11 protein-coding genes and 1 other RNA gene are annotated in these 13562 nt (G+C 46.4%); 10 read left to right on the plus strand and 2 right to left on the minus strand.

Annotation, left to right across the window (positions count from 1 at the left end; all coding sequences use genetic code 11):
* Position 1 precedes the first annotated feature (1 nt).
* Together CWO27_RS09740 and CWO27_RS09745 are read right to left on the minus strand one after the other, a co-directional pair.
* Positions 2 to 400 carry a YraN family protein gene (locus CWO27_RS09740; protein WP_102432167.1) on the minus strand — a complete coding sequence of 133 codons (399 nt, stop codon included), beginning with the start codon at positions 398 to 400 and terminating at the stop codon, positions 2 to 4.
* Positions 387 to 2204: a penicillin-binding protein activator gene (locus tag CWO27_RS09745; RefSeq protein ID WP_107898915.1), complete on the minus strand. Its 1818-nt coding sequence runs from the start codon at positions 2202 to 2204 to the stop codon at positions 387 to 389. The genes CWO27_RS09740 and CWO27_RS09745 overlap by 14 nt, the downstream gene beginning before the upstream one ends.
* A 61-nt stretch (positions 2205 to 2265) precedes the next feature.
* Here CWO27_RS09745 and rsmI point away from each other — a divergent pair, with 61 nt between their 5' ends.
* The 10 genes from rsmI (at position 2266) to ftsW (ending at position 13552) form a co-directional block, all read left to right on the plus strand.
* Positions 2266 to 3132 carry a 16S rRNA (cytidine(1402)-2'-O)-methyltransferase gene (rsmI, locus tag CWO27_RS09750; RefSeq protein ID WP_048609684.1) on the plus strand — a complete coding sequence of 289 codons (867 nt, stop codon included), beginning with the start codon at positions 2266 to 2268 and terminating at the stop codon, positions 3130 to 3132.
* 177 nt (positions 3133 to 3309) lie between these two features.
* An RNA gene (rnpB, locus tag CWO27_RS09755) (RNase P RNA component class A) lies at positions 3310 to 3749 on the plus strand.
* A gap of 228 nt (positions 3750 to 3977) precedes the next feature.
* Positions 3978 to 4928, plus strand: a complete 951-nt coding sequence (gene rsmH / locus CWO27_RS09760; protein ID WP_057621974.1) for a 16S rRNA (cytosine(1402)-N(4))-methyltransferase RsmH — start codon at positions 3978 to 3980, stop codon at positions 4926 to 4928.
* Between the two features lie 3 nt (positions 4929 to 4931).
* Positions 4932 to 5249, plus strand: coding sequence for a cell division protein FtsL (gene ftsL / locus CWO27_RS09765; protein WP_057621973.1), 318 nt, complete (start codon positions 4932 to 4934; stop codon positions 5247 to 5249).
* Positions 5246 to 7003, plus strand: coding sequence for a penicillin-binding transpeptidase domain-containing protein (locus tag CWO27_RS09770; protein WP_107898916.1), 1758 nt, complete (start codon positions 5246 to 5248; stop codon positions 7001 to 7003). Before ftsL ends, CWO27_RS09770 begins: the two co-directional genes overlap by 4 nt.
* 18 nt (positions 7004 to 7021) lie before the next feature.
* Positions 7022 to 8506, plus strand: a complete 1485-nt coding sequence (gene murE / locus CWO27_RS09775; RefSeq protein WP_057621972.1) for a UDP-N-acetylmuramoyl-L-alanyl-D-glutamate--2,6-diaminopimelate ligase — start codon at positions 7022 to 7024, stop codon at positions 8504 to 8506.
* Positions 8506 to 9879 carry a UDP-N-acetylmuramoyl-tripeptide--D-alanyl-D-alanine ligase gene (locus CWO27_RS09780; RefSeq protein ID WP_107898917.1) on the plus strand — a complete coding sequence of 458 codons (1374 nt, stop codon included), beginning with the start codon at positions 8506 to 8508 and terminating at the stop codon, positions 9877 to 9879. The genes murE and CWO27_RS09780 overlap by 1 nt, the downstream gene beginning before the upstream one ends.
* Positions 9876 to 10958, plus strand: a complete 1083-nt coding sequence (mraY, locus tag CWO27_RS09785; protein WP_048658030.1) for a phospho-N-acetylmuramoyl-pentapeptide-transferase — start codon at positions 9876 to 9878, stop codon at positions 10956 to 10958. Before CWO27_RS09780 ends, mraY begins: the two co-directional genes overlap by 4 nt.
* Positions 10959 to 11016: 58 nt before the next feature.
* Complete coding sequence (gene murD, locus CWO27_RS09790) at positions 11017 to 12333, plus strand: UDP-N-acetylmuramoyl-L-alanine--D-glutamate ligase (RefSeq protein ID WP_107898918.1); 1317 nt, start codon at positions 11017 to 11019, stop codon at positions 12331 to 12333.
* Between the two features lie 22 nt (positions 12334 to 12355).
* Positions 12356 to 13552: a cell division protein FtsW gene (gene ftsW / locus CWO27_RS09795; RefSeq protein ID WP_102432161.1), complete on the plus strand. Its 1197-nt coding sequence runs from the start codon at positions 12356 to 12358 to the stop codon at positions 13550 to 13552.
* Positions 13553 to 13562: the final 10 nt, after the last annotated feature.

The raw sequence follows: 13562 nt of genomic DNA on the forward strand, positions 1-13562 counted from the left end.
TTTATCCTTGGGTAATCGCGTTTTGAATCCAGTCTATATTGTCATTCGGCCCTTCAATGGCAACAATATCAAACCTGAAATCTGTAGAGTGCACCGACAAGCCTTGCTGCATCAGCCAAACATTGGCTGTTTTGAGTAGCTTCTGTGACTTCTTGGCAGTCACCATTTCAGCGGCATGTCCGTAGCGGGTTTGCTTGCGGTATTTTACTTCAGCAAACACAACCGTATTGTTATGGCGCATTATAAGATCAATCTCACCACATTTTGCTATGAAGTTTTGTTCTATTAACGATAAACCGTGGTTAATCAGATAAGATTTTGCCACGGTCTCGTATTTATCACCCACTTGTTTGTGGGTGATTGTTGGTTTGGATAGGAAATTTCGACTAAAAAGCCCCATGCTCCGCCCAGCTGATTTCACGTTGAACCACACAGTTGTTATCGATGGTTAACACGCCGGTTTCACCTGGAATGCTGTAACCCTGTACGGCTTTCATCTGTGGCAGTGCATCCATTAGGTAGTATGCATCCATTCCCAGTGCTTGCAGACGCTTTTGGCCGTTTGAGTGTGCAGGCCATAGGTCGTTGAGCTCTTGATTAAGCTCGTTTTTATTCTCAACCAATAGTGGGATATCGCTGTAGAACACACCGGTTAGGTCTTCATACTGCTTATCACCGCTGTTGCTGCGTGAGTTTGAGAATAGAGCTGGTTGGCTTGCATCTGGGTTGATTGCAACTTCAATGAAGGGCTTGATGAGCGTTAGCTCTGAGTTCTTAGCCACAATGTAGACAGAATCGATATCACGACGGCTGCGTGGCTCAGTTTCAAGGTCTAGGTTAAGTAGTCCATCCATTTGAGCGATACGCTGTTGGCTCTCTTGCAAGCCGAATACCTGATTCACATTGCGTTGTAGTTGGCGTTTGTCAGAGAACAAGCTGATAGCAACATCGTTGCTGCTGTATTTTTTCCACTCTTCTTTAAACGCTTGCTCAACACGCTCACCTAAGCGTCCTCTTGGCGCAAGGATAAGCGGGTACTTGTAACCTTGAGTAAATAGGTGTTTCGCTGCCTGAGCGACTTCTTGCTCTGGCGATAGAGCGAGATAACAAATATTGGTATCAGGTTCTAGTTGCGTTGGAATGTTCAGAGCTAAAGCTGGAATCGAGTTCTCGTGGTTTTTCTGCGCTTGCTGAAGCTTAGTGATGTTGCTCTTAATCAGCGGGCCAACGATGAAATCAACGTTGTTCTCTTCCAGTGTCGCTTTAATCTCAGCCGCACTTTGCAGGTTGGTATCCATTACCGTCAGCGTTGCATCTTCTTCGCGCTCTTTGTCATTCATCATCGCAAAGATGAAACCGTCACGTACAAGTTGTGCTTGCTTGCCGTACTTGCCGGTTAGAGGCAGTAATAGTGCAGTGCTGGTTGGCTTGCTGATCTCTAGCGCTAAGATGTCCGTGATCGCCTGAGGTGTATATGTCGCTGCTGGGTGCTGAGGATTCTCAGCTAGCCAATCAGACAGGGTTTCCTGTAGGTTTGGAAGGTTCGAGTTCAGCGTCTTCATGTAAATCGCCAGCTGTAACCAACCTTCAAGAACGTCTTCCGTAGGCGACGTCTTAAGCTCTAGAATCTCATATTGAGAGTAGCTATTTAGGTTCTGCCAAATACGGTCAGCAGCTTGCTGTTGGAGCTCGTCGTCAGCGTCTAGATATTCTGAATAAAGAACTAACTCGCGGCTCGCCTCAAAATACTCGCTTTGCATTTCAGAAATGTTCGCGCGTAGCTCGTGATAATCTTTCCACTGCTCGTTCGGAAGTTTCCACCAAGGCTGGAAGTTCAGTTGGCTATAAGCTTGCTCCGGCTGCGAGTTGTTCACTAGCAGTTGAGCGCGCGCTAATTGCCATTCCGCTTGTTGCGTTTCGCTCAGCTCTTGTTTTGCTAAGCGTTTGATCAGCAGAGTTGCTTGATCGGTTTTTCCAGCTTGCACAGAAGCCTTAAGCGCCATGATTAACCAGTCGTTTTGTAGACTTCCTTTGCTACTATCCGCCTGCATCATGTAACTTTCAGTTGATTGCACTGGATCTAGTGTAATATCTACGCTCGTTGGTGTTTGAGGACCTGAAGAACAAGCCGCCAATGTAATTGCTAATGCAATTGGAGTTAGTAAGCGTGGTACACTGAGTCTCTTATGGTTCATCGTTGCCATGAGTTCTTTAAATTCCGTATAAATTTGTATCTATATTAATCGTTGAAGTGATGGTAAACAAATGACAGATAACAAAACCTTGCTCACAGAGAGCCCAACTCTCTACATTGTGCCAACCCCAATCGGAAATTTGGGAGATATCACTCAAAGAGCAATTGAAATTTTATCAAGTGTCGATGTTATTGCAGCCGAAGACACACGCCACACGGGTAAGCTGCTTGCTCACTTCAATATATCAACCAGAACGTTCGCTTTACATGATCATAATGAACAAACTAAAGCACAAGTTCTAGTCGAAAGGTTATTAGAAGGTCAGTCTATCGCATTAGTCTCTGATGCGGGTACTCCTTTAATTAGTGACCCAGGTTACCATCTTGTCTCACAATGTCGTCAAGCGGGTGTGAGAGTTGTGCCACTTCCTGGTGCTTGTGCTGTTATTACTGCATTGAGTGCTTCAGGTTTACCGTCTGATCGTTTCAGCTTTGAAGGCTTCTTACCGCCGAAGAGCAAAGGCCGTAAAGACAAGTTCTTAGAGATCGCAAAGGCAGAACGCACCTGTATCTTCTACGAGTCACCGCACCGCATCTCAGATTCTCTACAAGATATGCTTGAGATCTTAGGCCCAGACCGCGAAGTTGTGTTGGCGCGTGAGTTGACTAAGACATTCGAAACTATTCAAGGATTGCCATTGGGTGAGCTGATTGATTGGATTGAAGAAGATTCGAACCGTAAGCGCGGTGAGATGGTGTTATTGATTCATGGTCACCGTGAAGAAGCGAGCACAGAACTGCCAGACGAAGCGACTCGCACGCTGGGTATCCTAACCAAAGAATTACCCCTTAAAAAAGCGGCTGCAATGACAGCAGAAATCTATAACTTGAAAAAGAACGCTTTATACAAATGGGGCCTAGAGCATCTAGACAACTAGATACCTATTTATAGAGTAGATAGCCTTTGTTGAAAAAGCTTGTGAGGAATGATGGTGTTGCCGTCATTCCTCTTTTTTTGTCTTAATTGTGTAAAATTCCCGCAGTTGCTTAGAGGTTTGCACCATATTTGTGATCTCGCTAGACACTGCTCCCTAATCTCTATACAATCCGCCCTCGGAGTTGAACGGGTAATCGCTGCTTTGCTGATGTCCTTCGGGAGACTGACGTTGAGGTCCTTCGGGAAACTGACGTTGAAGTCCTTCGGGAGACTGGTAGAGGGGAGGAACGTCCGGGCTCCATAGAGCAGGGTGCCAGATAACGTCTGGGGGGCGCGAGCCCACGACAAGTGCAGCAGAGAGAAGACCGCCGATGGCCTCATTTCTTCGGAAGGGGCACAGGTAAGGCTGAAAGGGTGCGGTAAGAGCGCACCGTGCGACTGGCAACAGTTCGTAGCAAGGTAAACTCCACCCGGAGCAAGATCAAATAGGCCCTCACATTGCGTTGCTCGCGTATGGGGGCGGGTAGATTGCTTGAGCCTGTGAGCGATTGCAGGCCTAGACGAATGGTTACCGCCGCGCAAGCGGAACAGAACCCGGCGTATGTGTCAACTCCACCTATATAAAGAACCCATCATTACTTAACGGTAGTGATGGGTTTTTTGCTTTATATTGACGTAAATTATTTAGATTTCCTTAGAATCCTTCACCCTGATATGAGCTTGGGTCAAAAATTCCCAAAGCCTATACACAATATGGTGGAGATACGGCGTGAAATCAGTACACTAAAACGTTAATAGAACAAATTATTGCCGCACTAATGGCTCAATCCACTCACTGAGAAGACTATGACAGAAGCATTCAAACATATTTCAGTATTGCTTAACGAATCTATTGACGGACTTGCGATCAAACCTGACGGTACCTACATCGATGGTACTTTTGGCCGTGGTGGTCACAGCCGTACAATCCTGTCTAAACTGGGCGAGAATGGACGACTCTTTAGTATCGACCGCGATCCACAAGCGATTGCAGAAGCGCAAAAGATTGATGACCCTCGCTTTACGATTATTCACGGCCCATTCTCAGGTATGGCTGAATATGCAGAGCGTTATGACTTAGTCGGTCAAGTAGATGGTGTTTTACTGGATTTAGGTGTTTCTTCACCACAGTTAGATGACGCAGAGCGTGGCTTTAGTTTTATGAAAGACGGCCCGCTTGATATGCGTATGGACCCAACAACTGGCATTCCTGTATCTCAGTGGCTACTTGAAGCCGATCTTGATGACATCACATGGGTTATCCGTGAGTTCGGTGAAGACAAACACGCTCGTCGTATCGCGAAAGGCATCATCGCTTATCAAGAGAATGAAGAGAACGAACCACTAACGCGCACTGGTCAACTGGCTAAGCTTATCTCGGATGTGGCTCCAAAAAGCTTCAAAGAGAAAAAGCACCCAGCAACACGTGCTTTCCAAGCCTTCCGTATCTACATCAACAGCGAACTTGAAGAGATCGATACAGCCCTAAAAGGCGCAGCAAGCATTCTTGCTCCACAAGGCCGTTTGTCTGTTATCAGCTTCCATTCACTTGAAGACCGTATGGTGAAGCGTTTTATCCGTAAAGAGAGCCAAGGCCCGCAAGTTCCACATGGTTTGCCACTAACAGAAGAGCAGATCAAAGCGCTAGGCAGTGCTGATCTTAAGCCTGTTGGTAAAGCGATCAAACCATCGAAAGGCGAAGTGGATGAGAATACTCGTTCACGCAGTTCAGTATTACGAATCGCAGAAAAGCTATAGTCAATGAAGACCTCCAAACCTAACTTAGCCAAGGTAATATTTTTTGATTTGATCTCAGTGGGCAAGGTCCCACTGATGCTTCTTATCTGTATCTTTGCGAGTGCGATGGGGGTCGTTCTCACGACACATATGTCACGTCAGGCGATCACGCAAAAAGACATGGCATTGGTGGAGCGAGAACAGCTTGATGATGAGTGGCGAAATTTAATGCTTGAAGAGACGGCTCTGGCTGAACACAGTCGCGTTCAAGCATCGGCAAAAAGAGAGCTAGACATGAAACGTCCAGACTCTGACAAAGAAGTTGTGATCACACTGAAATGACCGGTAAAAAGGAAAAAGCACCCGCAAACCCCGTTAAGAAATCAACGAAAGAGCGTGTGAAGAGCGAAAAGGATTCGGATCCAATTCTGATTAAATGGCGTTTCAACGTCGTGATTGCTTTCGTGTTTCTTGCCTTTGCTGCACTTGTTGGCCGTGTGGCTTACATTCAAATTATTGAACCAGATAACTTAATTCGTCAGGGCGACCTTCGCTCGGTACGTGTTAAGGCAATTCCTTCTGCTCGCGGTATTATCTCAGACCGCAATGGCGAGCCGCTTGCTGTGAGTGTTCCAGTTGAGGCGGTATGGGCCGATCCAAAAACGATTTTCGATAAAAATGGTATGGCTCAAATTGATCGTTGGTACGCGCTAGCCGATGTACTTGGCTTAGAGCGACAGTCGATGATCGACAAGATCTCTAGCAACAAATCCCGTCGATTTATTTACCTGCAAAGACAAGTTAGCCCTGCAATGGCTAAGTATATCCGTGAGCTTAAGCTGGTGGGTGTTGGCCTGAAAGCGGAATCTCGACGTTACTACCCTGCAGGCGAAGTCAGTGCACATCTTATCGGTGTGACAGGAATAGATGGGCACGGTCTAGAAGGCGTTGAGCGCAGCTATGACAAATGGCTTACGGGCGAGGCGGGTAAGCGGACGATTCGTAAAGACCGTTACGGACGTGTTGTTGAAAACATTGCTTTAGAAGAACGTGAAGAAGGCAAACCACTCGAGCTAACGATCGATCAACGATTGCAAGCGATCGCTTACCGAGCGATTAAACAGGCGGTGGCCGATCATAAGGCGACTTCTGGCTCTGCGATTTTGTTGGATGTAAAAACCGGCGCTGTATTGGCGATGGTTAACGCCCCTTCTTATAACCCGAACAATCGTGCTGACTTACAAAGCTTTAAGATGCGTAACCGCGTACTTACCGATGCGATGGAGCCCGGCTCTACCGTGAAACCTTTTGTGGTTTTGGCAGCGCTAGAGAATGGTACTGCTGATCCCGATATCGTTATTGATACCGGCAACGGCATCATGCAGATCGGTGGTAGCCGTGTACGAGACTCTTCTAAAGTGGGTAAGGCTGATTTAGCTTTAATCCTTAAGAAGTCGAGTAACATCGGTGTGGCGAAATTAGCACTTAACATGCCACTTGAAGCCTTGCTTGGAATGTACAGCTCGGTTGGTCTTGGCGAGATGTCTGGGTTAAATCTAATTGGTGAAACCAGTGGCATTTTCCCGAATCGTCGTCGTTGGTCTAAGTTTGAAATTGCAACATTATCATTCGGTTATGGCTTGTCAGTTACGCCGATGCAGTTAGTGCATGCCTATGCGACGCTAGCCAACAAAGGCATGTATGAACCGATTCATATTATTAAGAGTAACGACCAAGACTTTTCTAAGCAGATCATCAAGCGTGAAAACGCGGAGCTGGTGTTGAATATGCTAGAGGGGGTGACTCAAAAAGGCGGTACGGCAACAAGAGCCGCAGTCCCAGGTTACCGAGTTGCAGCCAAAACGGGTACATCTCGTAAGGCTGAAGCGGGCGGATACAGTGATGAATACATTGCAATTACCGCAGGTTTTGCCCCTGTTAGTGACCCAAGAGTCGCGCTGGTTGTTGTGGTTAACGAACCTCAAGGTGACCTTTACTATGGCGGTTCAGTCGCAGCTCCCGTTTTTTCTGAAATCATGAAGGGGGCACTGCAAATTCTCAATGTCCCTGCTGATGAAAACAAATTTCAAGAATAGAGCCAATCAGGATTCAATATGAGTAATAGCCTCACGCTGTCATCTTTACTTTCTCTTTGGGGAGACTTCAGTTCTTCTGAGCTAGATGCGATTGCTGTTGAGCAATTGGAGTTGGATAGCCGTGCGATCAAGGACGGTGATATCTTTGTTGCCATTGTTGGACATGCCGTTGATGGTCGTCGCTTTATCGACAAAGCTATCGCTCAAGGTGCGAAAGCCGTCATTGCACAAGCGGGTGATGATAAAGCTCATGGCTTGGTTGAGTGGTTGAATGCAGTTCCTGTTGTTTATGTGGCAGAGCTAAACTCAATTCTCTCTAAACTGGCTGGTCGAGTTTATTCTTCTCAAGCGACCAAACTAATTGGTGTTACTGGCACCAATGGCAAAACTACCATCACTCAATTGATTGCTCAGTGGCTAGACCTAGTCGGTCAACGCTCAGCAGTAATGGGCACCACAGGTAATGGTTTCTTAGATAATCTAAAAATAGCGGCTAACACCACAGGCAGTGCGATTGAAATACAGCGCACGCTGAGTGAGTTGGCTGAAGAAAAAGCCGTTTATACTGCGATGGAAATCTCTTCTCATGGTTTGGTGCAAGGTCGCGTTAAAGCCTTGGACTTTGAAGTGGGTGTATTCACTAACTTGAGCCGTGATCATCTTGATTACCATGGCACGATGGAAGAGTACGCTTTGGCTAAGAAGAGCCTGTTTACTGAGCATAAATGCAAGCACGCTGTGATCAATGTGGATGACAAAGTCGGCAAAGCGTGGATGTCAGATTTGTCCAATGCGATAGCTGTTTCATTACTTCCTCTGTCTGGTTACCAACAGTCGGTATGGGCATCTGATGTCGCTTATGCAGAAACAGGTATTCAGATGTCTTTCGATGGTAGCTGGGGGCAAGGTCAGCTTTCGGTTCCTTTAATTGGTCAATTCAACGCATCAAATGTATTGGTTGCTTTCGCGACTCTGCTGTCATTGGGCATCGACAAGCAAACCTTGGTCGACACTGCATCTCAACTTCAACCGGTTATTGGTCGCATGGAATTGTTCCAAGTACCAAACAAAGCAAAAGTCGTTGTCGATTACGCGCACACACCAGATGCTCTAGAAAAAGCATTAGCAGCATTGCGAGTTCACTGCTCTGGAAAATTGTGGGCTATCTTTGGCTGCGGTGGTGACCGTGACACTGGTAAGCGCCCAATGATGGCGGTAACGGCTGAGCAGTTCGCCGACAAAATTATTATTTCAGATGACAATCCTCGCAGCGAAGATCCTGCTTTGATTGTTAAAGACATGCTAGCTGGCTTAAGCGAACCTGAATCTGCATTCGTCGAACACGATCGCTATCAAGCGGTTAAGTTTGCCCTAGAACAGGCTGGCAGTAATGACATTATTCTTTTGGCTGGTAAAGGCCATGAGGATTACCAAGTATTGAAAGACAAAACGGTACATTACTCAGACCGAGAGTCTGCGCTTCAACTTTTAGGTATTTCATAATGATTGATGTATCACTCGAACAGATTTGTTCAGCGGTCAGCGGTGAATTGATTGAGGATGCTAACTCAAACAATGCCGTAATTAATGCCGTTTCTACCGACACTCGCACCGTTGAAGAAGGCGCATTGTTTGTCGCTATCGTCGGAGAACGCTTCGATGCGCATGACTTTTGTCATCAAGCGGTTGAGGCAAATGCGAGCGCGTTGTTAGTCGAACGAAAACTTGACCTAAATATTACTCAAGTTGTTGTTGAAGACACTAAACTTGCTTTAGGTCAGCTAAGTGCTTGGATCCACAAACAATGTGACGTGCCAACCATGGCGATAACAGGAAGTTGTGGCAAAACGACCGTCAAAGAGATGGTCGCGAGTATTCTACAACAACGTGGCAAAGTGCTGTTTACAGCGGGTAACTTCAATAATGATATTGGAGTACCACTAACATTGCTGCGCAGTGAACCCAATGACGACTATGCTGTGATAGAACTGGGCGCGAACCACATTGGTGAAATTGCCTATACCACCCAGCTTGTGAAACCACAGGTGGCATTAGTTAATAACGTCGCAGCGGCGCATCTAGAGGGCTTTGGCTCAATTGATGGTGTTAAACAAGCGAAAGGTGAAATCTTTCAGGGGCTTGCTGCTGGTGATACTGCTATTGTTAATCTAGAAAGCAACGGTGGCGACTTTTGGAATGAAGTACTTGCAGATAAAACGGTACTGACATTTTCAGAAAGCGACAACACGGCGGATTACTTTGCTAAGAATATTCGCATTAATGAGCAGGGCGAAGCTTGTTTTGAGATGCAAACACCGCAAGGCGCTATGCCTGTTGAGCTTGGCATTATTGGTCAGCATAACGTAGCGAATGCGTTGGCTGCAGCAGCGTTGAGTATCCAATTTGGTGCCACGCTTGAAGAAGTAAAAAATGGTTTAGCGAATCTTATCTCTGTCAAAGGGCGAGTTGAGGTTCAACAATTAAGTCAGAATATCAAGCTGATAGATGACAGTTATAACGCCAGCGTACCCGCGATGAAGGCGGCAGCCAAACTACTGTCTAGCTTCAAAGGTCAGCGTTGGTTGATTTTAGGCAATATGGCTGAATTAGGCGACGAAAGCCTTGCACTTCACCGTCAAGTCGGTGAATATGCTGCCCCATTCGCTTTTGAGCATGTACTCACTTACGGTGATGATACCAAGGTGATTAGTGAGGTCTGTAATGGTACCCACTTTGCAACGCATCAAGCGATGATCGCGCACATAGAGCAGCACTTAAGCTTGCCAGAAAACGCGCCACATACCTTGTTGGTAAAAGGCGCGAATAGTGCAGGAATGAGTAAAATAGCCGCTGCTTTAAAGGAGAACTTTTCATGATAATTTGGCTTGCAGAGCTACTACAGCCACACTTTTCTTTTTTCCGTTTGTTCGAATACTTATCGTTTCGTGCAATCGCGAGTATTTTGACGGCTTTATGTCTGTCGTTGTGGATGGGACCTCGTTTAATTGAGCGTCTGCAAATGCTACAAATTGGCCAAGTTGTTCGTAACGACGGCCCTGAGTCTCACTTTAGCAAACGTGGTACACCAACCATGGGCGGCGTGATGATCCTAGCTGCGATCATTATTACGGTATTAATGTGGGCTGATCTTTCCAACCCTTATGTTTGGGCAGTATTGGTTGTGCTTGGCGGTTACGGTGCGGTTGGCTTTGTTGATGACTACCGTAAAGTGGTTCGTAAAAACACAGATGGCTTGATTGCTCGTTGGAAATACTTCTGGCAATCAGCTATTGCGCTGGTTGTGGCTTTTGCTCTGTATGCTCACGGCCACGATACTGCGGCAACCCAACTGGTTGTTCCTTTCTTTAAAGATGTGATGCCACAATTAGGTTTATTGTACATCGTACTGACTTATTTTGTTATTGTGGGCACCAGTAACGCGGTGAACCTAACAGATGGCCTAGATGGTTTGGCAATTATGCCAACGGTGATGGTTGCTGCTGGTTTTGCTGTGATTGCTTGGGCGACAGGTAACGTTAACTTCGCAGCATATCTACACATTCCATACATCCCATACACTTCTGAGCTTGTAGTTGTATGTACTGCTATCGTCGGCGCTGGACTTGGTTTCCTATGGTTCAATACTTACCCTGCGCAAGTATTCATGGGCGATGTTGGCTCGCTAGCACTGGGCGGTGCACTGGGTGTGATTGCTGTGTTAGTTCGCCAAGAGTTGGTACTGGTTATCATGGGCGGTGTGTTTGTAATGGAGACTCTGTCAGTGATTCTGCAGGTGGGCTCTTACAAATTGCGTGGTCAGCGTATTTTCCGCATGGCACCGATCCACCACCACTATGAACTTAAAGGCTGGCCAGAGCCGCGTGTAATCGTGCGCTTTTGGATTATCTCTATGGTATTAGTACTGGTTGGTCTAGCGACACTGAAAGTTCGTTAATCCTATGTGAGCCTCTGTTATAGAGGCTCTTTAAAACTATTAAGAGCATCTTGTTTAAATGGAACGTTGGCAAAATATTCAAAATGTAGTGGTTGTGGGGCTCGGTATTACCGGGCTCTCTGTCGTTAAACATCTCGTAAAATATCAACCTCATACGCATGTGAAGGTCATTGATACGCGAGAGCTACCACCAGGAAAAGAATCTTTGCCTGAATCGGTAGAGCTGCATTCTGGAAGTTGGAATCGCCAATGGTTAGCGGAAGCTGACTTGGTGGTTGCTAACCCAGGTATCGCCTTAGCGACCCCTGAAATTCAAGATGTTATCCAAGCGGGTACTCCAGTTGTTGGCGATATTGAACTGTTTGGCTGGGCGGTAGACAAACCCGTTGTTGCAATAACCGGTTCTAATGGTAAGAGCACCGTGACGGATCTGACTGGTGTGCTTGCTAAAGCCGCTGGGCTTAACGTTGGTGTTGGCGGCAATATTGGTATTCCAGCTTTAGATCTTCTTGAGCTTGATGCGGATTTGTATGTCCTTGAACTTTCGAGTTTTCAGTTAGAGACTACATCGAACCTAAACCTTGCAGCAGCAGCCTTTTTAAACCTGTCTGAAGATCATATGGATCGCTATCAAGGTATGGCTGGCTACCGTGAGGCCAAGTTAAGAATCTTTAATAACGCTCAGTGTGCGATTGTAAATCGTGAAGACAGAGAGACTTACCCTGACCAGACAATGCCATTGGTGACTTTTGGACTTGATGACCAAGAGTTTGGTGTTACGACGATTGATGGCACTGAGTGGTTAATCGATAACGGTAAATCTGTACTTGCTACTCAAGATTTAACATTGGTTGGACGTCACAATGTGGCGAATGCGTTAGTCTCTCTTGCACTATTGAAGCAAGTTGGCATTGATTACAGCAAAAGCCTTGTAGCTTTGAAAGCTTATAACGGTTTGACTCATCGTTGCCAAGTGGTGGCTGACAAGCGCGAAATCAAATGGGTTAATGACTCCAAAGCAACTAACGTAGCCAGTACATTAGCGGCTCTGTCCGGTTTAGAATACCAAGGTACCTTGTACCTCTTGGTTGGCGGTGTTGGTAAAGGTGCTGACTTTAGCGAACTTAAACCAGTGTTGGCGCAATTAGAGCGTGTTCAGCTGTGTTGTTTCGGTGAAGACGCCGCGCAATTTATGCCGCTGCATCCATCAGCACAAAAGTTCGAGACCATGCAGCAGATAATCGAATCTATCTCACCACAATTGGTGGCTGGAGATATGGTGATGCTGTCTCCTGCGTGCGCGAGCTTCGATCAATTTAATAATTTCATGGCGAGAGGTGATGCGTTCACTGAACTTGCTCATGAGCATGCCTAACGTGTTGAAGGACTAACATTCAGTGCAAAGAGTGAAAGAGATCAATCAATCTATTTGGCAATGGCTTAACCGTGCCACACCAGAGGCGCTCTACGATCGTCAATTGGTATGGATTGCTCTTGGGTTGATGCTGACGGGCTTAGTGATGGTAACGTCGGCTTCGTTCCCTATCAGTGCTCGTTTAACCGATCAGCCGTTTCACTTTATGTTCCGTCATGCCATCTTCCTTGTGTTGGCGTTAGGTGTGTCCAGCGTCATATTGCAGATTCCGATGCAGCGCTGGTTTCAATACAGTATGTATCTACTGGGCTTGTCCTTCTTCTTGCTGATTGTGGTATTAGCCGTCGGTAAGTCGGTTAATGGCGCATCGCGTTGGATCCCTTTAGGGCTATTTAACTTACAACCTGCTGAAGTCGCCAAGTTATCGCTGTTTATCTTTATGGCGGGCTACTTGGTTCGTAAACAAGACGAAGTGAGAAAAACCTTCTTCGGTGGTTTTGCAAAACCCATCATGGTGTTCGGCGCTTTTGCTGTGTTGCTGCTGGGCCAGCCTGATTTAGGTACCGTAGTCGTAATGTTGGTTACTCTGTTCGGCATGCTATTCATTGCTGGTGCCAAGCTTTCACAGTTTATCGCCTTGATGGTGGCAGGTATTGCTGCGGTCGTCGGTTTGATTGTTATAGAACCTTATCGTGTTCGACGTGTTACCTCATTCTGGGAACCTTGGAACGACCCGTTCGGCAGTGGTTACCAGCTAACTCAGTCATTGATGGCGTTCGGCCGTGGTGATTGGATGGGGCAAGGGCTGGGTAACTCAATTCAGAAACTCGAATACCTACCGGAAGCGCACACCGATTTTGTATTTGCTGTGTTGGCAGAAGAATTGGGTTTTGTTGGCGTAACCTTAGTGTTGATGCTGATCTTTAGCTTGGTTTTTAAAGCCATTCTTATCGGTAAAAAGGCTTTTGAAAACGACCAAGTATTCAGTGGTTATCTGGCATTTGGTATCGGTATTTGGTTTGCATTTCAGACGCTTGTTAATGTGGGGGCTGCTTCAGGTATCGTCCCAACCAAAGGCTTAACCTTACCGCTGATCAGTTATGGTGGTTCAAGTCTTATCGTGATGTCGGTGGCGGTGTCTATGCTACTGCGTATCGATCACGAATGCCGAATGCAGCAGAAAGAACAAGCCGATAATCAAAACGAATTAGTAGAATAAGAATCTAACG

This window comes from Vibrio sp. 10N.286.51.C3 (assembly GCF_003050065.1).
Taxonomy (GTDB): Bacteria; Pseudomonadota; Gammaproteobacteria; order Enterobacterales; family Vibrionaceae; genus Vibrio; species Vibrio crassostreae.

Excerpts from the sequence above, each read along its gene's own strand:
- rsmH (WP_057621974.1), top strand. The coding sequence starts at position 3,978 with ATGACAGAAGCATTCAAACATATTTCAGTATTGCTTAACGAATCTATT.
- ftsL (WP_057621973.1), top strand. The coding sequence starts at position 4,932 with ATGAAGACCTCCAAACCTAACTTAGCCAAGGTAATATTTTTTGATTTG.
- murD (WP_107898918.1), top strand. The coding sequence starts at position 11,017 with ATGGAACGTTGGCAAAATATTCAAAATGTAGTGGTTGTGGGGCTCGGT.
- rsmI (WP_048609684.1), top strand. The coding sequence starts at position 2,266 with ATGACAGATAACAAAACCTTGCTCACAGAGAGCCCAACTCTCTACATT.
- CWO27_RS09745 (WP_107898915.1), bottom strand. The coding sequence starts at position 2,204 with ATGGCAACGATGAACCATAAGAGACTCAGTGTACCACGCTTACTAACT.
- murE (WP_057621972.1), top strand. The coding sequence starts at position 7,022 with ATGAGTAATAGCCTCACGCTGTCATCTTTACTTTCTCTTTGGGGAGAC.
- CWO27_RS09780 (WP_107898917.1), top strand. The coding sequence starts at position 8,506 with ATGATTGATGTATCACTCGAACAGATTTGTTCAGCGGTCAGCGGTGAA.
- mraY (WP_048658030.1), top strand. The coding sequence starts at position 9,876 with ATGATAATTTGGCTTGCAGAGCTACTACAGCCACACTTTTCTTTTTTC.
- CWO27_RS09770 (WP_107898916.1), top strand. The coding sequence starts at position 5,246 with ATGACCGGTAAAAAGGAAAAAGCACCCGCAAACCCCGTTAAGAAATCA.
- CWO27_RS09740 (WP_102432167.1), bottom strand. The coding sequence starts at position 400 with ATGGGGCTTTTTAGTCGAAATTTCCTATCCAAACCAACAATCACCCAC.